At 70.6% G+C, this 18263-nt stretch carries 15 protein-coding genes, 1 pseudogene and 1 riboswitch; of the genes and pseudogenes, 7 read left to right on the top strand and 9 right to left on the bottom strand.

Annotated features, from left to right (window positions below; genetic code table 11):
- Nucleotides 1-446 precede the first annotated feature (446 nt).
- Nucleotides 447-1601, top strand: a complete 1155-nt coding sequence (locus tag ACZ7M2_RS22230; RefSeq protein ID WP_471596711.1) for a polyprenyl synthetase family protein — start codon at nt 447-449, stop codon at nt 1599-1601.
- Here the strand turns inward: ACZ7M2_RS22230 and ACZ7M2_RS22225 are convergent.
- Nucleotides 1588-1926, bottom strand: a complete 339-nt coding sequence (locus ACZ7M2_RS22225; protein WP_471596710.1) for a hypothetical protein — start codon at nt 1924-1926, stop codon at nt 1588-1590. The two genes, ACZ7M2_RS22230 and ACZ7M2_RS22225, sit on opposite strands and share 14 nt — an antisense overlap.
- 5 nt (nt 1927-1931) lie before the next feature.
- On the bottom strand, nt 1932-3617 hold the full coding sequence (ctaD, locus tag ACZ7M2_RS22220) for an aa3-type cytochrome oxidase subunit I (RefSeq protein ID WP_471596709.1): 1686 nt from the start codon (nt 3615-3617) through the stop codon (nt 1932-1934).
- Nucleotides 3618-3722: 105 nt separating this feature from the next.
- On the opposite strand from ctaD, the gene ACZ7M2_RS22215 reads away from it, so the two are divergent.
- Both ACZ7M2_RS22215 and ACZ7M2_RS22210 read left to right on the top strand, forming a co-directional pair.
- The gene (locus tag ACZ7M2_RS22215; protein WP_471596708.1) at nt 3723-4286 is read left to right on the top strand and encodes an RNA polymerase sigma factor; all 564 of its coding nucleotides are present in this window, start codon (nt 3723-3725) and stop codon (nt 4284-4286) included.
- Entirely contained in the window at nt 4279-5265 is a 987-nt protein-coding gene (locus ACZ7M2_RS22210; protein ID WP_471596707.1) for a CU044_5270 family protein, read from the top strand. Before ACZ7M2_RS22215 ends, ACZ7M2_RS22210 begins: the two co-directional genes overlap by 8 nt.
- 75 nt (nt 5266-5340) lie before the next feature.
- On the opposite strand, the gene ACZ7M2_RS22205 is transcribed toward ACZ7M2_RS22210, so the two are convergent.
- Both ACZ7M2_RS22205 and ACZ7M2_RS22200 read right to left on the bottom strand, forming a co-directional pair.
- Nucleotides 5341-6192 (bottom strand): bifunctional 5,10-methylenetetrahydrofolate dehydrogenase/5,10-methenyltetrahydrofolate cyclohydrolase, encoded by an 852-nt coding sequence (locus tag ACZ7M2_RS22205; protein ID WP_471596706.1) that lies wholly within the window; start codon nt 6190-6192, stop codon nt 5341-5343.
- 23 nt (nt 6193-6215) lie between these two features.
- Nucleotides 6216-6302: riboswitch (ZMP/ZTP riboswitch) on the bottom strand.
- A gap of 17 nt (nt 6303-6319) precedes the next feature.
- The gene (locus tag ACZ7M2_RS22200; RefSeq protein ID WP_471596705.1) at nt 6320-7273 is read right to left on the bottom strand and encodes a hypothetical protein; all 954 of its coding nucleotides are present in this window, start codon (nt 7271-7273) and stop codon (nt 6320-6322) included.
- Between the two features lie 59 nt (nt 7274-7332).
- Between ACZ7M2_RS22200 and ACZ7M2_RS22195 the strand changes: the two genes are divergently transcribed.
- Nucleotides 7333-7947 carry a MarR family winged helix-turn-helix transcriptional regulator gene (locus ACZ7M2_RS22195; protein ID WP_471596704.1) on the top strand — a complete coding sequence of 205 codons (615 nt, stop codon included), beginning with the start codon at nt 7333-7335 and terminating at the stop codon, nt 7945-7947.
- A 24-nt stretch (nt 7948-7971) separates the two neighbouring features.
- On the opposite strand, the gene ACZ7M2_RS22190 is transcribed toward ACZ7M2_RS22195, so the two are convergent.
- Nucleotides 7972-8337 carry a nuclear transport factor 2 family protein gene (locus ACZ7M2_RS22190; RefSeq protein WP_095850866.1) on the bottom strand — a complete coding sequence of 122 codons (366 nt, stop codon included), beginning with the start codon at nt 8335-8337 and terminating at the stop codon, nt 7972-7974.
- A 172-nt stretch (nt 8338-8509) separates the two neighbouring features.
- Here ACZ7M2_RS22190 and ACZ7M2_RS22185 point away from each other — a divergent pair, with 172 nt between their 5' ends.
- Nucleotides 8510-8800, top strand: a complete 291-nt coding sequence (locus ACZ7M2_RS22185; protein WP_471596703.1) for a hypothetical protein — start codon at nt 8510-8512, stop codon at nt 8798-8800.
- 134 nt (nt 8801-8934) lie between these two features.
- Here ACZ7M2_RS22185 and ACZ7M2_RS22180 read toward each other — a convergent pair whose 3' ends face one another.
- On the bottom strand, nt 8935-10689 hold the full coding sequence (locus ACZ7M2_RS22180) for an ABC transporter ATP-binding protein (protein WP_471596702.1): 1755 nt from the start codon (nt 10687-10689) through the stop codon (nt 8935-8937).
- A gap of 511 nt (nt 10690-11200) precedes the next feature.
- Here ACZ7M2_RS22180 and ACZ7M2_RS22175 point away from each other — a divergent pair.
- Together ACZ7M2_RS22175 and chvE are read left to right on the top strand one after the other, a co-directional pair.
- A pseudogene (locus ACZ7M2_RS22175) lies at nt 11201-11402 on the top strand (hypothetical protein); the annotation flags it as partial.
- Between the two features lie 93 nt (nt 11403-11495).
- Nucleotides 11496-12584, top strand: a complete 1089-nt coding sequence (gene chvE, locus ACZ7M2_RS22170; protein WP_352045188.1) for a multiple monosaccharide ABC transporter substrate-binding protein — start codon at nt 11496-11498, stop codon at nt 12582-12584.
- A gap of 261 nt (nt 12585-12845) precedes the next feature.
- Here chvE and ACZ7M2_RS22165 read toward each other — a convergent pair whose 3' ends face one another.
- From ACZ7M2_RS22165 to ACZ7M2_RS22155, 3 genes are all read right to left on the bottom strand, one after another.
- Nucleotides 12846-15623 carry an alpha/beta hydrolase gene (locus tag ACZ7M2_RS22165; protein ID WP_471596701.1) on the bottom strand — a complete coding sequence of 926 codons (2778 nt, stop codon included), beginning with the start codon at nt 15621-15623 and terminating at the stop codon, nt 12846-12848.
- 367 nt (nt 15624-15990) lie between these two features.
- Entirely contained in the window at nt 15991-17904 is a 1914-nt protein-coding gene (locus ACZ7M2_RS22160) for an SMI1/KNR4 family protein (RefSeq protein WP_471596700.1), read from the bottom strand.
- Nucleotides 17905-18010: 106 nt separating this feature from the next.
- A complete protein-coding gene (locus tag ACZ7M2_RS22155; RefSeq protein ID WP_471596699.1) occupies nt 18011-18247 on the bottom strand; it encodes a hypothetical protein in 237 nt (78 codons plus the stop codon).
- Nucleotides 18248-18263: the final 16 nt, after the last annotated feature.

The raw sequence follows: 18263 nt of genomic DNA, 5'->3' as shown, positions 1-18263 counted from the left end.
AAGCCGATGCCGTGACCTCACCGTGAGTGCCGTGTCGTACCGGGCGCCGGTCGAGGTGTCCTCGAACCCGGCGGTGAATCCCGGGGATCCGCCACCGGGTTCGGGACCCGCGCGCCACTCCCCGTCCCCACGGGTTCGGCGCAGTGGGGCCGCCTCCGCGCGAGGATGCCCCTGCCGGCAGCCCACGACCGGGGGAAGTCGTGGGCTTGCGCGGCCCGAGGGCCCAGAGGCGCAGATGTGAACACGGTCGCTCCCTGGGCACCGCCCATCCTGTCCGACCGGGACCCGCCGCGTCGTCGTGCGCGTGCCGAACATTGCACTACTCGGAATGCAGGAGATGAGCTCGGTCATGTCCTCCGGAGGTAGGACGGACACGGAGGAGAGACTCCCGTCACGGTCGTCGGTCCGCCCACGGGGCCGGTACGCCGGCGAGCCGAGGTACGGACTTGACGGACGGGCTCCCGCGGCCGGACCGTCCGGCTCTGTCTCCAGGGAGCCGGGCAAGGAAACCGGTCGTGGCTGAAAGGCGCTCTGGTTGCCCTCCGGCCGGAGTGATCGAATCGATGCTCGGTTCAATCTCGGTGGTGAGGGGCCCGCACGTGCGTTCCATGTCCTATTTGGACCTTCATCGGCAGTTTTCGGCGAACATCGACGCGGAGAGGGAGGCCACGCTGGAAAGACTCGCCCCCGGGGCCGACGCGGTGCGGGCCGCGGTCGCGGAACTCGTGCGGAACCGCGAGTTCACGTACCCGCTCTCGGTGCTGCCGCTGATCGTGCATGCCGTGGAGACGGGCGCGCCCGAACCGGCCGTGCCGCTGGCCGTCGTGCATGAGCTGTGGTGGATCTCGGCGTGCCATCTCGACGACCTGGCCGATGGGCAGAGCGCCCACCTCGCCGGTGACCTCGGCGGAGCTGAGGCGCTGCTCGCCGCGCTCGTCTGCGGGACTCCGCTCCCTCTGCTCGTCGTCCAGGCGCAGGCCGTCCCGGAATCGGTGCGCGGCGCCTTGTCGGCCGAGATCGTGAAGTGCTGGATCGTCGCGGCCGAAGGCCAGTTGAGTGACCTGCGTGGAGACGCGGCGACGGCCATGCGCGAATCGGTGGTCACGGCCTACCGAGGGAAGTCCGGGGCCCCCTTCAGCATGATCACCGCAATGGCCGCCGAATTGGCGGGTGTCGAGAAGGAGAGAGTGGAGCTCTGGCGCGATTTCGGCGATGTATTCGGCATCCTGTGGCAGACGTTCAACGACCAGGAAGACATCCTGTCCGGACGCAACGAGGACCTTCTGAACGGCACGGTGACGTATCTCCTGGCATGTGCCCTCGATGCGTCCGCCTCCGGCTCCACCGAGCGCATCCTGAGGCTGCACGCCGACGCGAGGAATTCCCGTGACGCCCGAGCGGAACTCATCGACACGCTTCTGGCACCGGTCGTTCTTGGACGCTACGAGGACGACATCAACGAGTTCCGCGGCGAGGCGCACCGCATTCTGGACGAACTGGGTGGCGACGAGCCTTACCTGTCGATGATGCGGAATCTGGTGGACGAATCGTCCAGGATGCTTCTGCGTGCCGGCCTCGCTCGCGAGGTCACCGTCGGCTGACCGCATCGACGGTCAGCAGCGCGAAAGCGGCACCGAGAAGGAACACCGCGCCAAGGCGCCGACGCAGCGCGCGGTACCTCGCCTCGTACTCGGCGCGCAGTTCCCGGCCGCGCCGTGCCGTCCGTTCCCAGGAGCGGCGGTTGAGGGCCAGGTAGGTGTCCGCGAAGCGTTCTTCCACCTCTTCGCGTTGGGTGTCCGTCAGGCAGGCCAGGGAGTGGGTGAAACGAGCCGCCTCCGCCCGCCCCTCGGCCTTGGTGGCCTCGATGAGCAGATGGCCCTCCAGTTCGTCGATGAGTGCCCGCGAGGCCGGCGGTCGATCGTCCATGGTCGTCATCGCGCTGCCTTCCGGGGCGTCTCCAGACGTGCGGCCGCGGCCGTGATCTCCGGGTGGTGCAGGTCGAAGGCGGGGGACTCGCTGCGGATGCGCGGCAGGGTGAGGAAGTTGTGGCGCGGCGGGGGACAGGACGTCGCCCACTCCAGTGAGCGGCCGTAGCCCCACGGGTCGTCGACCTCGACCTTCTCGCCGTACTTGGCGGTCTTCCAGATGTTGTAGAAGAACGGCAGGAGGGAACTTCCGAGGAGGAAGGAGAAGATCGTCGAGATGGTGTTGAGGGTGGTCAGGCCCTCCACCGCCAGATAGTCGGGGATACGGCGCTGCATTCCGTTCGCACCCAGCCAGTGCTGCACCAGGAACGTGCCGTGGAAGCCCACGAACAGCGTCCAGAAGGTGATCTTTCCGAGGCGCTCGTCGAGCATCTTGCCGGTGAACTTCGGCCACCAGAAGTGGAATCCGGAGAACATCGCGAACACGACCGTACCGAAGATCACGTAGTGGAAGTGCGCCACCACGAAGTACGAGTCCGAGACCGGAAAGTCCATCGGCGGCGAGGCGAGCATCACACCCGTCAGACCGCCGAAGACGAAGGTGATCAGAAAGCCGGTCGCCCACAGCATCGGGGTCTCGAAACTCAGCGACCCCTTCCACATCGTGCCGATCCAGTTGAAGAACTTCACGCCTGTCGGTACGGCGATGAGGAACGTCATGAAGGAGAAGAACGGGAGCAGCACGCCACCGGTGACGTACATGTGGTGCGCCCACACGGTCACGGACAGACCGGCGATGGAGATCGTCGCGGCGATCAGGCCCATGTAGCCGAACATCGGCTTGCGGGAGAACACCGGGACGACTTCGGAGATGATGCCGAAGAACGGCAGGGCGATGATGTACACCTCCGGATGGCCGAAGAACCAGAAGAGGTGTTGCCAGAGCAGGGCACCACCGTTGGCCGCGTCGAAGACGTGGGCACCGAACTTGCGGTCCGCCTCCAGCGCGAACAGGGCGGCGGCCAGCACGGGGAAGGCCAGCAGCACCAGCACCGCGGTGAGCAGCACGTTCCACACGAAGATCGGCATGCGGAACATCGTCATGCCGGGAGCGCGCATGCAGATGATGGTCGTGATGAAGTTGACCGAGCCGAGGATCGTGCCGAAGCCCGAGAGCGCCAGACCCATGATCCACATGTCGGCGCCGACACCGGGCGAGCGGACCGCGTCCGACAACGGCGCGTAGGCGAACCAGCCGAAGTCGGCCGCTCCTTGAGGCGTCAGGAACCCGCCCACAGCGATCAGCGAGCCGAGGAGATAGAGCCAGTACGCCAGCATGTTCAGCCGCGGGAACGCCACGTCGGGTGCGCCGATCTGCAGCGGCATGATCCAGTTCGCGAAACCGGCGAACAGCGGCGTCGCGAACATCAGCAGCATGATCGTGCCGTGCATCGTGAACGCCTGGTTGAACTGCTCGTTCGACATGATCTGAAGCCCCGGCCGGGCGAGTTCGGCGCGCATCAGCAGCGCCATCACCCCGCCGACGCAGAAGAAGCCGAACGCCGTGACCAGATACAGCGTGCCGATCGTCTTGTGATCCGTGGTGGTCAGCCACTTCACCGCGGCGGGTCCAGGACGCCGCGCACGCGCGGGAAGCGCTGTGGGCGGCGTCGTCACTGTGGTGCTTTCCATGCCCCGCCTGTGTCCGTCGTCGGCCCCGCCGTCACACTTGAAGGAAGCGACGAGCGTCACACCCGCACCTGTGACGATCGCGCACCTGCCGGACACCTACGGATCATGAGCAACGACGAGACCTTCGCCGCTGCCTATCGCGAGCACTACTGGGCGGTCAGCCGCTACGTGGCGAGGCGACTGGACGGCCGGAGCAGTGATGTCGAGGAGGTGGTGGCGGAGGTCTTCACCGTCGCCTGGCGGCGCCGGTCCGACCTCCCGCCGTCCCCGCTTCCCTGGCTGTACGGGGTGGCACGCCACTGCCTGGCCAACGCCGTACGCGGCTACGGGCGCCGCCGCAGGCTCCTCGACCGGATCGGCAACGACGAGAGCGCGCACGGCAGACAGGTCGTCGACAGCCCCGACTCCGCGTCGCCGGGCGACTGGGTGCACGAGGCGCTGGCCCGGCTCTCCCCGGCCGACCAGGAGGTACTGCGCCTCACCGCCTGGGAGGAACTCGGCATCGACGAGGTCGCCGTCGCCCTCGGCTGCGGCAGCCGCGCCGCGGCCATGCGCCTGCACCGAGCCCGCCGCCGGCTCAGAGCCGAGATCGACCGTACGCACATCACCGTGGCCGGCGGCACCGCTTCGCCCCGCCGCGACGCCCCGAAGGAGCACGGCCATGGCTGACGAACTCGACATCCTGCGCCGCGCCAACCCGGTGCCGGTCACCGACCCCCGCTTTCACGACCGCCCCCTCGACCAGCACGCGCAGCGCCGCCTCAACCACCTGCTGCACGGGGAACGGCAGCGCACGAGCCCCCGTCCGCTGCGCCGCTGGGTCTGGAGCGTCGGCACCGCGGCCGCCGTCGGTGTCGTCGTCCTGACGCTCACGCTGTCGGGATCGACCACCACCCCGGCCGTGGCCGCACCCCGCCCGCTGCTCGTCGAGGCGGGCTCCACCCCGGTACCCCTGGACCGGCTCGCCGACCGAGTGGCCGCGTCCGCGGGCTCGCAGCGGCTCGTCCAGGGCACCCACGTACAGACCTGGAGCATGAGTCTGACCTCCGGGCCGGGGGCCCGGCCGCCGATCACCCTCCCCGAGGAACGCGTGGTCCGCTGGAAGGCCGACGCCAGTCACACGGAACTCGTCGTGGCGACCGACCCCCGTCATCCGGGCAGACCGGTCGTCACCGACGCCGACCCCGTCCCCCGCACGGTCGAGGACGGGCACGTCCTCAGCCGGCGGACCTACCCGCCGAGCTGGAGCGACGCCCCGCCGGTGGCCCGGCCGCCGCACGACGCCGAGCGGCTGCGCGCCTACCTCGAGGAGACCGACCGCATCGAGGCCATGGGTACGTCCCAACTTCTCGACGCCGTCGCCGAGTTGCTGAACAACTGGACGCTGGGCGCCCGTGAGGACGCCGCGCTCGTCCGCGTCCTCGCCGACGCGAAGGGCCTGCGCCCGGCCGGAGCGGTCACCGACCGGCTGGGCAGGCAGGGACAGGCGTACGTGTACGAGGACACCGCGCACTCCGTGCGCCGGATGCTGGTCCTCGACCCGAGGAGCGGCACCGTACTCGGGATCGAGGACACCGTCACCAAGGACGATCCCGAGTACGGCGTCAAGGCCGGGGACGTGATGTCGTACAGCGCGTGGATGCGTTGAGCGGACCGAAGTCCTGTGAGCGAACCCAGAACGCTGTAGCGGAATCCCCAACGCGGTAGGCGAGGCCGAAGCGCTCTACCGGAGGCCGAGTTGGCGCTCGGCCCCGGTCACGGTCTGCTCCAGCAGGACCGCGATCGTCATCGGGCCGACACCGCCCGGCACCGGCGTGATCAGCCGGGCCCGCTCGCGGGCGGTGTCGAAGTCGACGTCGCCGACGTTCCCGGCGTTGTAACCCGCGTCGATCACGACGGCTCCCGGCTTGATGTCCTCACCGCGGATCAGCCGGGGCCGGCCCACGGCGGCCACCACAATGTCCGCCTCGCGGACGACCGACGAGAGACCGGTCGTCCGCGAGTGGCAGTACGTCACCGTCGCGTCGCGTCCGAGCAGCAGCATCCCGACCGGCTTGCCGAGGATCGCGCTGCGGCCCACCACGACGGCGCGCCGGCCCGCCGGGTCGACGTCGTACGCGTCGAGGAGCCGCATGATGCCGCCGGGGGTGCAGGACACGAACCCCGGCAGCCCGAAGCTCATCGCCGCGTACGAGCTGAGCGTCACCCCGTCGACGTCCTTCTCCGGCGAGATGGCCTCGAACGCCGCCCGCTCGTCGATGTGCGGTCCGACGGGGTGCTGGAGCAGGATGCCGTGCACGGTCGGGTCGCCCGACAGCGCCTTCAGCGTGTCGACCAGCTCGGCGGTGGTGGTGTCGGCGGGCAGGGCGACGTGCCGGGACTCGATGCCGGCCTTGCGGCTGCGGTTCTGCTTCATCCGGACGTAGGTGACCGAGGCGGGATCCTCGCCGACCAGCACCGTCGCGAGACACGGCGACATCCCCGTGCGTCCGGAGAGTGCGGCCGAGCGCTGCGCGGTCTCCTCGACGACGCGGCGCGCGAGACCCGCGCCGTCCATGAGCTGGGCCTGGGACATGAGCTACTCCTGAGCGTCGTTGACACAATCGCCCAGGCGCGCGGCAAAGACCCGTTCGTCAGGCCGCTCCCCGGTGGTATTCCACCTCAGCGCCAGTCACGGCCCGCGACCAGGGTAGCTCGTACGATCAGCTGCCCGACTCGGCGGGAGCGGGCGGCGCCGTCGGGTCGACGCCGGCCAGGAACCCCCTGGCCTGTGCCTCGGTGGTCACGGCGCCGATGGCCCCGGCCCAGCGGGCGATCTCGCGGACCAGCGCGACGGCCCCGGCCTCATCGCCCGCGTCGCGCGCCATCACCGCCAGGAGCAGTTGCTGCGAGAGAGTGCCCGGGACGGTCCCGGCCCGGGCGCCGAGCTCGGTCGCCCTGCTCCAGCGCTCCCGTGCCCGTGCGTGGTCACCGTGATCGTGGTCGTGATCGCCGAGGTGCCGCAGCGCTTCACGGACGAGTAGATCGTCACCGCAGTCGTGTGAGCCGCCGGCTTCACCTGCCGCATCCGTTGCACCTGCCTCACCCGCTTCACCGGCGCGCAGCGCGGCTTCGTAGTGGCCGGGCGCGACGTCGCGCTCGGCGCAGAGATGGTCGGCGACGAGGCCCAGATACATCTCGGCCCAGCCCCGGCGCACCTCGTCCGGGGCCCGGCCGCGGAGCCGCTCGGCGTGTGTGCGGAGGGCGGTCGGCGCGTCCGGGTCCTTGCCTTCGGGTCCGACACGGAAGGCACCGTCGACGCGCACCTGCCCGAGGTAGCCGTGGCGCAGCCGGAGGAAGTCCAGATCCCAGCGGATGCCGGAGTGCGCCTCATCTGCGGGTTTCCCGCCGAGGCTCGCGATGAGGACCTCGACGCATTCCTCGGCGGCGGCGAGTCGTGGCCCCGCCAGGGCGGTCCCGCCGAACCAGTCGCTCTCCAGGGCGACTTCGGCGGCGGCCACGGCGAGGCGGGCACGGGACCTCGGATCGTTCGCCTCGGCCGAGTCGAGCAGGCGCGTAGCGCGTTCCCAACGAGCGCCGATCCTCAACTCCCTTGCTACGGCGATGAGTTCACCGAGCGGTACGGCCGTACGAAGGGTACTTGCGGTGTTCGTCATGGCAGGGAAAGTAGTAATCAGAAAAACTATCCACAAGAAAACTATCTACGGAGTGGCGCATGGAAGACGTGAAGGCGGGAGATGTGAAGGCGGAAGAGTCGAAGTCCGCGCGGGGGCAGGCGTCCGCGGCGGACTCGGTCGACCGGCACGTCGCGGTCTGGGCGAAGGAACTCGACTGGATGGACCCGGTCAAGGAGGAGATCTTCGTCCGGCTCGCGATCCTGGCCCGGCACGCGGCTCAGGCCCGCCGGGACGTGCTCGACTCCGACGGCCTGCAGCACTGGCAGTTCAAGGTGCTGCTGATGCTGCGCAGACTCGGCCCGCCCTACGCGGCGAGCCCCTCGCAGCTCGCCGACATGCTCGGGCTGACCCGCGGCGCACTGTCGGCGCGGCTGGGGCCGATGGAGGACGACGGGCTGATCGCCCGTACCCACCACACGGCCGACCGGCGTCGCGTGGAGGTGCGGCTCACCGACGCCGGATACGCCGCCTTCGAACAGCACGCGGTGTCGGAGGACCGGGGTGAGAACGCGCTGCTCGCAGTACTGACCCCAGCAGAGAAGCGGACGCTCGCAGACCTGCTGCGGAAACTGGTCGTGGCAGCAGAGGCCGCTGCGAGCGCGAGCGGCCCATCGCGGCCTTCGCCGAAAAGGTCCAGGTCAGGCGAGAGTTGATCTGGACCTTCGGCCAGTTCCTTCCTACTCGTCCCATGCCTGGAGCAGCGTGTGTTCGACGATCTTGCCGTCCCGCAGCGAGATCATCGAGCTGGCGAGTACCCGCACGCCGTCCGGGTACTGGCAGGACTCGGTGAACGCGACGTGGTCGCCCTGGACGACACACTCTTCCAACTTGTGGGTCATGTCGCGGCTGTAGACGTCGTTGAGCATCTCGGCGATCTCGCCGCGACCGTGTTTGATCATCGGGTGGCTTGGCTGGGTGTTGCGGTCGACGATGGTCATTTCCGCGTCGTCCGCGTAGAGCGACAGGAGATCCGCCGCACTGTGTCCTTCTATGCCCCGGCGTAGCGCTTCGGTGTCGAAGGCGGGGCCTGCCATGGTGCCCATGTCGACCTCCTCGGAAGGCCGCGGTCCACCAAGGGGGGGACCGCGAAGGGCCTCTCTACCGAGCCTCCTCCGCCCCATGGCCCACGGCAAGCCCAGCCGGTGGGATGCGCCTCTCGGGTGAGGAGCGGGGGACGGCCGTGACCGCGCGCCGTCCGGGACCGTTGCTGCAAGCATGATCTCAACACGACGTATGGTCGCCGCCGTTGGTCTCGCCGTCGGTGTCACGGGTCTTGCCGCGCCGATGGCGTCCGCGGCCGAGGCCCCGGACGCGGGGAAGCTGAACCCGGTCACCCAGCTCGACGCGCTCGCCGTCAGCGACATCCCCGCGGAGCACCAGGCCGACATCCCGCGCGTCTCCCAGCAACTGGGCGGGCTCAACCGCCTGAACGACCTCAACCAGTTGCACCAGGTCACCGACCTGGTCGCACCCGTCACCGGAGTCCTCCCGGGCCTCCAGGCCTAGGGCCTGTCCTTCGGGTCGGGCCTCGGCCTGTCCGCCCGTGTCTGCCCCCGGCACCCCGTGCCGGGGGCAGACACTTGTGTCCCGGGCCGAGCGAAGGAAACTTCGTACGGAGAACGCGCGGCGATCCGCTCGCCTCAGCCCGCCGTCGCGAGGAACTGGGTCGCGGCCAGCTCCGCGTAGAGCGGGTCCCCGGCCACCAGTTCCCGGTGGGTGCCCACCGCGCGTACGCGGCCCGCGTCCATGACGACGATCCGGTCGGCCATCGTCACGGTGGACAGCCGGTGCGCGACCACCAGGACCGTGGTCGTGCGGGCCACGTCGGCGACCGTGTCGCGCAGCGCGGCCTCGTTCACCGCGTCGAGCTGCGAGGTCGCCTCGTCCAGGAGCAGCAGGCGGGGGTGGCGCAGCAGCGCGCGGGCGATCGCGACCCGCTGGCGTTCGCCGCCGGACAGCTTGGTGCCGCGGTGCCCGACGAGTGTGTCCAGGCCGCGCGGCAGCCGGGCGACCAGCCCGTCGAGCCGCGTCGTCTTCAGCACACGCGTGACATCGGCGTCGTCGGCCTCCGGGTTGCCCAGCAGCAGGTTGTCGCGCAGGGAGCCGGACAGGACCGGCGCGTCCTGCTCCACGTACCCGATGGCCGACCGGAGCCGGGGCAGGTCCCACTGCTCCAGGGAACGGCCGTCGACCGTGATGACGCCCGCCTCGGGGTCGTAGAACCGCTCGATCAGCGAGAACACGGTGGTCTTGCCGGCACCGGAGGGGCCGACGAAGGCGGTCATGCCGCGGGCCGGGACGGAGAAGGTGACGCCGTGGTGGACGTACGGCAGGTCGTCGGCGTACCGGAAGCGGACGTCGTCGAAGGTGAGCGCGGCCGGCGCGGCGCCGGGGGTCGGCAGTGGCGCGGGCAGCGCGTCCGGTTCGGCGGGCAGCCGCAGCGCCTCCTGGATGCGGGCGAGCGCGGCGGCGCCGGTCTGGTACTGGGTGATCGCGCCCACGACCTGCTGGATCGGCGACATCAGATAGAAGACGTAGAGCAGGAAGGCGACCAGCGTGCCGACTTCGATCGCGCCGGTCGCGACCCGTGCGCCGCCCACCGCGAGGACCGTGATGAAGGCGATCTGCATCGCGAGACCGGCCGTGTTGCCCGCGGCCGCCGACCACTTGGCGGCCCGTACGCTCTGCCGCCAGGACTCCTCGGCCGCCGCGTGGATGGTCTGCTCCTCCCGGTGCTCGGCACCCGACGCCTTGACCGTGCGCAGCGCGCCCAGGACCCGCTCCAGCGAGGCGCCCATCACGCCCACGGCGTCCTGCGCCTGCTTGCTGGCCCGGTTGATGCGGGGCACGATCACGCCGAGCACCGTGCCCGCGCACAGGATCACCCCCAGGGTGACGCCGAGCAGCACCACGTCGACCAGGCCCATCATCACCACCGTCGCCACCAGGGTGAGACCGCCGGTGCCGATGCCCACCAGCGAATCGGTGGTGACCTCGCGCAGCAGCGTGGTGTCGGAGGTGATGCGGGCCATGAGGTCGCCCGGTTCGCTGCGGTCCACGGCCGGTATCCGCAGCCGCAGCAGATACGAGGACAGGGCGCGCCGCGCGCCGAGCACCACCGACTCGGCGGTGCGCCGCAGTACGTACGAACCCAGCGCTCCCACCGCGGCGTTGGTGACCACCAGCGCCGCCATGCCGATGAGCGCCCGCCCGATGGGCCGGTCGTGCGACAGGTCGTCGATGAGCCCCCGCGCCACGAGCGGCAGCACCAGACCGGTGGCGCCGGTCGTCAGCGCCAGCAACGCGCCCGCCAGCAGCGCCCATCGATGCGGTCGTACGTACCCGAGAAGCAGCCGCCAGGCGGGCGGTCCGGCGTGCGGCTCTGCGATGCTCACGGTGCTCCTAGCGGGAGTTCGGCGCGGAGCATTCAGGCTACGTCGGAGGGGCCCCCGGAGGGGAACGGCCACCCGGTGCCAGAGGCTGCTTCGCCTGCCTCACCAGTGGCGCAGTCCTGCGAGGGAGGCCAGGTCCGAGCGTTCCGGCAGCGAATCTCCCACACCTTTCCGGAATCCTTACCGGTCCTCCCCCGTTGACACCCCCGCGCTCGCCCTCCTAGGGTCACGCCTACGTTCCGAACGTGTGACGACATTTCGAACGGTTGAAAGGCAAGTGCCCTGTGCATCACCGGAGTTGGAACACGTGTGGACGTAACCCCGCGGCGCGGCCCGGCATGCGTTCAGGTGCACGCCGGCAGAGGGGCCACGCGGATCGGCAAGACCCGGATGCCTGGGCCGCGACGCGTCGATCGGCGATCCGCGAGGCACCGAGGCTCCTGAGTCCCGACTCCACAATGTTGCGGAGAACCTGACCGTCGGTCACCTCGTCAGGGAATACTGATGGCTCACTCCCATGGAGATGTGCACCAAAGACCCCGACGACCTCGGCGGCCGCGTGCGGATCTGCAAGGTCGCCGAGCTGATCCGCCGCGGCGCACCGCTCCACCTCAGGTTCGGGCTGTTCAGGGCGCCCGGGATCCACCCGTACGGCACCCATACGCGGGGACCTCATTCCGGCTGCGGCACGGCAGCGACTCGCGCTCGGCCTGCTCCTCGCCGCCCGGCTCACTCCACCGCCGCCTTCTCACAGACATCTGATACGCCGTCATCTTTCTCAACGACGAGAAGAACTAGGAACGATCACCATGCGCAATCGCAGAGCCGCCTTCGCCGCCATCGCCGGAACTGCCTCCGTCGCCCTCACCATGTCAGCCTGCGGCGGCCAGAACAGCACGGGCAGCTCCAAGGGCGGCACGATCGGCATCGCCATGCCGACCCAGGCCTCCGAGCGCTGGATCACCGACGGCAAGAGCGTCGTCAAGGACCTGCAGGCCAATGGGTACAAGACCAAACTGGTCTACGGCGAGAACGACCCGGCGACCCAGGTCTCGCAGATCGAGAACCTGATCACGCAAGGCGTCAGCGCACTGATCATCGCGGCCATCGACAACAAGTCGCTGAACAAGGTGCTCCAGCAGGCCGCCGACGCGAAGATCCCGGTGATCTCCTACGACCGGCTCATCCTCGGCACCAAGAACGTCACCTACTACGCCTCCTTCGACAACGAGCAGGTCGGCCGGCTCCAGGCCCGCTACATCATCGACAAGCTCGGCCTGGAGAACGGCAAGGGCCCGTTCAACATCGAGCTGTTCGCCGGCTCCAGCGACGACAACAACACCAAGTACTTCTTCAGCGGCGCGTTGCACCTCTTGCAGCCGTTCCTGGACAGCAAGCAACTGGTCGTCCAGTCCGGCGAGACCGCGCTCAACCAGGTCACCACCCTGCGCTGGGACGGTGCCACCGCGCAGAAGCGCATGAACAACATCCTCGCCACGTCGTACAAGACCAAGAAGGTGGACGCGGTCCTGTCGCCGTACGACGGCATATCCATCGGCGTCCTGGCAGCGCTGAGGGCGGACGACTACGGCTCCCTCAGCAAGCCCCTCCCGGTCATCACGGGGCAGGACGCCGAACTGGCCTCGGTCAAGTCGATCGTTGCGGGTCAGCAGGCGCAGACCGTCTACAAGGACAGCCGACTGCTCGCCGATGTCGCCGCAAACATGGTCGACGACGTGCTCAACAAAAGGAAGCCGCAGCTCAACGACACCAGGACCTACGACAACGGCGCCAAGGTCGTGCCCGCCTACCTGCTGCAGCCCATCAGCGTCGACAAGACCAACTACGACAGTGTTCTGGTCGCGGGCGGCTACTACACCGACGCCGAACTCAAGTAGCCGAACGGCCATGGCCTGTCATGCCGCGGCCTCGGCACCGTAGCGCAGGCCGTCGAAGAGGAGTGCGGTGCCGCGTACCGCGCCGTCTCGCCGGCCCTCCTCCCTCCCGGTTGCGCCGTGTGCCGGCGCGCCATGGACATGGGGCACTTCCTTCGGATCGACGGATCCCAGGTGTTCGTGATCCAGCGGGCTCCCCGCCGATCCCGTGGCGACACATAGGGGGCATGGACCACCCTGTCCATGCCCCCTGCGCGGAGCGGTTTACGGTGCGTCCACCACCGTGCCCGTCAGTACGGGATGGCCGGGAAGGGGTTCGGCGTTGTCGTCGGTCAGCGCGAGGCGTAGCGACTCGGCCGGCTCGGCCAGTTGGTCCGTCACCGTCGGCACGGTGAAGTCGGCTGTGGTGGTCCCGGCCGGGATGTCCGTCCCCAACCACAGGTCCGCCCGGGAGAGTGCGCGCTCCGGGTCGGGGAGCTCACCGGCGCGGTCCATCAGCCACTGCGGGTCCACGTCCTTGGTGGACAGTTCGGCGCCCTCGGTGACCGGAAGCACCCGCATCGGCTGCATGATGTCCACCTCGGCGGGCTCGGAGAGCGAGATCCGCCACGTCAGCGTCCCTCCCTCGGTCACCCGGTCCGTGACCGGCGTCAGGGTGACCGCGGGCGCGGGGTCGTCGTTCACCGCGGTGACCCCGCCCCGGTACGAGCCGATGACGGCGCCGCGCACGGCCTTCGCGACCACGTCGTACTGCTCGTCGTAGCCGAAGCGTGTGTCGCCCTTCACCTTCACGGGCACGTCGATGGGGGCGCTGCCCGGCCATACCGTGACCAGCTTGTCCTCGGCCTGTCCGGTGTCCGGGTCGAGGACGGAGAAGCGGACCGTGCCGCTGCCGTGCCCGGAGACCTGGACCGGGATGTGGTAGCTGAGGGTGCCCGAGTCGCCCTCCTTGACGGTGAGTCGGCCGATGTCGACGCGCGGCAGTGTCGCGGTCCTGGCCGCCGGGGTGCCGGGGGCCCAGCCCCAGGCATCCATCAGCCAGGCCTGTCCTGACGGTGAACGCGGGCTCAGTTCAAGGGACTTGACGTGCCTCAGGTCGAGGCCGGCGCGGGTGGCCGCGGTCAGCGGGACGCGCAGCTCGCGCGCCCAGTAGGAGGCGGTGCGGTCGGTGCCCGGCAGTCCGTCGACCTGGACCTGGCCGAGCTCGGCCCGGCGGCCGTCGGAGTCGGTGACGGCCACGTCCAGCTCGGTGCCGGTCGTGTTCGGCGGCACGAACACACGAAGCGCAAGGCTCTTGGCGCCCGCGAGGGACACCGGAGCGGCGGGGCGGACCTTTGTCGCCGCGCCCGGCGCCGACCACTTCAGCGCGACCGCGCCGCGACCGGCCTCCTTCTCCGTCCACCACCGCGCGAAGTGCGGCGACCTCCCCGCGGCGTCGGGGTCGAGGCATGCCACGGCCGGGTCGGGGTCGAGCGCCGAGCACAGCCTGCCGCCGGTCACCTGCACGGGGGCGTCGGGCAGGAAGCCGCCCGTGCGGCGCGCGCCGACCGCGTGGGTCAGCACGCGGGCCGGGTCGGCCGAGGGGGCGCGTCGGCCCGAGCCGTCGAGCAGCGGGCGCACCCGGTCGTCGCCGGTGACGAACAGCCGCGCCGCGGCGGCGATGTAGGTGGCGCCCGCCTGGTGCTGCTGGTCGGCGGTCAGCCGGGTGCGGGCGCCCGTGGAGCACACGGGGTCGGGCCGCTGTTCCGGGTCGTCCCAGAAGTCGTCGAAGGAGGGTGCCTCGGACTTGCCCGGCGTCCACTCGGTGTTGAAGAAGTTGTGGTTGGCGCCGACCACGTAGACGGCGCTGTGCAGGGCGGTGCCCCGGCTGACCCCGCGCGTCCCGTCGACGTACACCTCGCCCTGGAGGTCGGAGACGTCACCGTCGCAGCCGGGGAGGATCGTCGTGGACGGCACGTCGGCCACCGGATTCTGGCCGAAGATCGTCGGTCCGATGAGGACGGTCCCGCGGATCTTCCAGCGCACCGGGCCGCGGTAGCCGTCCTGCGCGGCGGGCGGCGGGTAGAGGCTGTCCATGGCGGCCCGGTTGACGCCCTCGCCGCCGCGCGAGTGGCCGACGAGCAGCACGCGGGACAGGTCGGCCTGGGCCGCGTCGGGCACGGCCGCCGGGGCGGTGCCCGGGTGGGCGGCCCAGCCGGCCCACTTGGCCAGGTGCCGGCGCACCAGCGAGGAGCGCGCCTGCGCACCGCCGTCCTCGACGTCCCCGTCCTGGCCGTTGATGCCGTTCGCCGAGATCGACACCGTCACATAGCCCTGCGAGGCCAGCAGTCTCTGGTCCTTCAGGTAGCCCTTGTGGCTCGGGATCGGCTGGGTGCCGGCCGAGCAGGGCCACTCAAGGGTCACGTCGTCCTCGGACCCGCCCGGTTTGAAGCAGGTGGCGTGGCGGCCGTGGAGGAACAGGGCGAGCGGTCGCCTGCCGGTGGCGCCGGTGGGCGCGACGACGACGGCCTGCATCTCGACCGGCTGGGCGAAGCCGGGGAGCTTCACCGGGTCGAGGTGGTACTCGCCGGTGACCGTGCGGTACCCGCCCGGCCTGCCCGGGTCCACGGAGTTCGCCGGGAGTGGGGCCGGGGGCTGGGCGGCCTTGAGGGAGTTCTTCGGTTTCTTGCCGGTGTTGTCGGCGGGCGCGTCCAACCGGCGCCCGGCCGCCAGGACTTGAAGGTCCTTGAGCGGGGTGGCTCCGTGGAGAGCGAGCCGGAACGTGTGGCCGTCCTTGGCCGCCTTCGGTATGCCGAGCAGTTGGCCGGCCGCGCGGAACTCGACACGGGCGTCGCCCACGGGCACGGGCCTGTCCGACCGCCAGACCAGCTCACGCGCCACGCCCTTCCCGGTGACGCGCCAGCCCGGCGGCAGTGGGCTGTCCACCTTCTGCGTCAACGGCTGTACCTTCGTCGGATGTTGGGCCTGGGCCAGTCCCGGTGAGCCCGCCAGGGCCGCGAGAACGGCCACGACGGTGACCGCTGTGCGCCGCGTACGGTTCAAGGATCCCCTCCTCACACTTCGAGCGCGGGCGCCCCGTCGATACCGGGAGCCCCTCGCGCCTCGAAGGAAGAGAAACGGGACCTGTGGGTTGCCTGTGCCAGGGAAGTGTGCCCGCGCAGGACAAGAATCGGGTCACCGGAGACTCCCCCCTCGCGGTTGCCGGAAAGCGCCCCCTCCATGGGTCGAACTCCCCCTCTCCGCACGGCCGTCGTCGGCACCGGCCACCGCGCCCGCATCCCCGGCACTGCCCGGGGGCACCGGCGACTCCCTCACCGTCTCCCTTGCCCACCGCTTCAACCCCGGCCGCGTGCGCACCGCCCCTTGGCCTCACGGACCGGCATCCCGCCACGGCGGCCGGCGGATGGCGTCAGGGCCGCGCGCGGACCACGCCCAGCGTCACATAGCCCTCGCCGGGTCCCGGCGGCCGGTTCCACGGCCGGGTCCGGAAGCTGTGGAGACGTCCGCGACTGAGGGCGAACCGGGGCAGCAGCACGCCGAACTCGGCGGCAAGGGCCTCCAGGGCACGGCGCTCGCCCAGCCGCTCGGCGTGCGCGTCGTCCTGCGGGAAGAGACGGTCCGGGTCCAGCGCGATCGGCACGGACCCCCGTCTGCTCACCGAGGTCCCCCGGACGGTGAACGCGTACCGCTCCTCGCCGTTGTCCGTGACGGACAGATGGAAGACACCGGGACGGTGAAGGCGGCCCGGCTCGCTCCACACCGTCACCGCACGGGTGCCCCGGGAAGCGGCGATGCCCGGGGAGACGAACCACCGCTCGTCGAAGGACCCGCCCGGCCGTGGCTCGAAGGCGAAGCTCCAGCCGGGGCCCGCCCGGCCGACGGCGGCCAGCGCCTCGTCCTCCCAGGTCACGGCGCGGTTGCCGGGGAAACGCGTGCGCGAGTCCCACAAAGTCACCGGCGCGTTCAGTACGGCGTTGTCGGGGGCGCCGATACGACCGGGCAACTCGGCCGGCTCCACTGACTCCACGAGGACGAAGCGGTAGGACACCAGGAAGTTGCCGGGATCGCCGTCCGCCAGCCACGCCAGGCCCGGCGGATCCAGGTCGGCCGCGGGAGCCGGTGCGTCGCCCCGCTGCCCGGCCCGGGGTGTGGCCAGCAGTTCCCGGCCCCGCTCCGGGGTGATCAAGGGGCCGAGGAGCGGGTCGGCGCACAGGCCGACCGGCGCGAGGTGCTCGGGGCCGATCGGCCGCCACTCGGGCAGCGCGGCGCGCAGGGTGCGCCAGGCCGCGTCCCCGTCGCCCCAGCGTGCCAGCTCCCGCGCCTCCTCCACGGCACGGCCGAAGGGGCCTTCGGCCGTGTAGCGGAAGGTGCCGTCCCCCACCTGCCGCAGGATCTCGCCCGCCGCCTCGCGCACCTCGTCGGAGGTACCCCTCAGGTGGTGGGCCGACGACGGGCGGTCCCGGTGGTGCCGTACGTCCTCGGCCGCCAGCACGGCCAGAAACTCGGGCGCGTACAGCGGGTCGGCCGTGAGCGCCGGGAAATACACCATGTAGGTCTCCCCGAGCAGCCGACGGATCTGGTCGCGCAGCCCCGTCGCCCAGGGCCTGCCGTACGCGATCGCCTCCGCCAGGGATGCCGAGGCCCGCTCGTACCTCCCGCCCAGCGCGTCCAGCCGCGCGGCCTCGACGGACGCGTCCAGGGCCCTCGTCGTCGCGTTGACGAACTCCGCCCCCGCCCGCTCCGAGCGGCTCACCTGCAGGCGGTGGAACTCGCGGTACATCGCCTCCATGAACGCGCCGAACGACGCGTACCGTTGCGGAGGACTCGCGTGCCACGACGCGTAGCAGTACACCGCCCACTCGCCGGCGTCGCCCACGTCCCCCGGGTCCAGCAGCACGTAGACCGCGTCCGACTCCACTTCCAGCTGCAGCGCGCGCTCCCACATCCCGGCGAGCAACACGTCCTCGGGCGTGGGGTCCTCGTCCAGATCCCCGGGAAAGTACTCGGCCAGGCCCGCCGCGTCCTCGTGCCGGCGCACCGCGTCGATGCCGGCGAGCAGCCAGACGAAGCCGCCCGCGTGCCGCCAGCCGTCGCTCACCGCCAGAAACGTCCGGTACGAGGGCGGCAGCCGGTGCCCGAGCCGCTCCTCCAGGGCGCGGATGCGCTCCTCGGACGCGGGCGGGAACCCCAGCCAGCGCGTACGCAGAGGCTCCTCGTCCCACACGTGTCGCTCGCTCGCCGGTGCGCCGGGGTCCTGTGCGTCCGCCCATTCCTGGCTCCAGCGCACCAGGAAGGACCGCCAGTCGTCCATGAGGTCCGTCATGTCGGCGATCCTGCCAGCCGCCACTGACAACGCCCCGGCTGTCTCAGGCAGTTCGGGTCAGCAGGCCAGGCCTCGGGCCTGGAGGAGGCCTCGGGTACGGCGGATGTCAGCCACCGATGATCAGGGTGAGCCCGTAGACGGCGACCGCCAGGCACGCGCCGAAGCACAGCACCGCTGCCACGGTGGCCGTCCGGTTGGCACCGCGGGAGCGTTCCCCGCCGTGGCCTCCGCCGTCGCCACGGGGCTGGGCGGCGACACCGAGGGAGAACAGCACCACGGTGAGCAGCGTGATCCCGAGGCTCACACCGAACACGCCGCCGAGGGCGGCCCAGTCGATGTCCATCGTGGTGCCTCCTTTC

The sequence above is a fragment of the Streptomyces sp. NPDC111507 genome, assembly GCF_055638955.1.
This window is presented reverse-complemented; position numbering and strand designations above follow the sequence as displayed.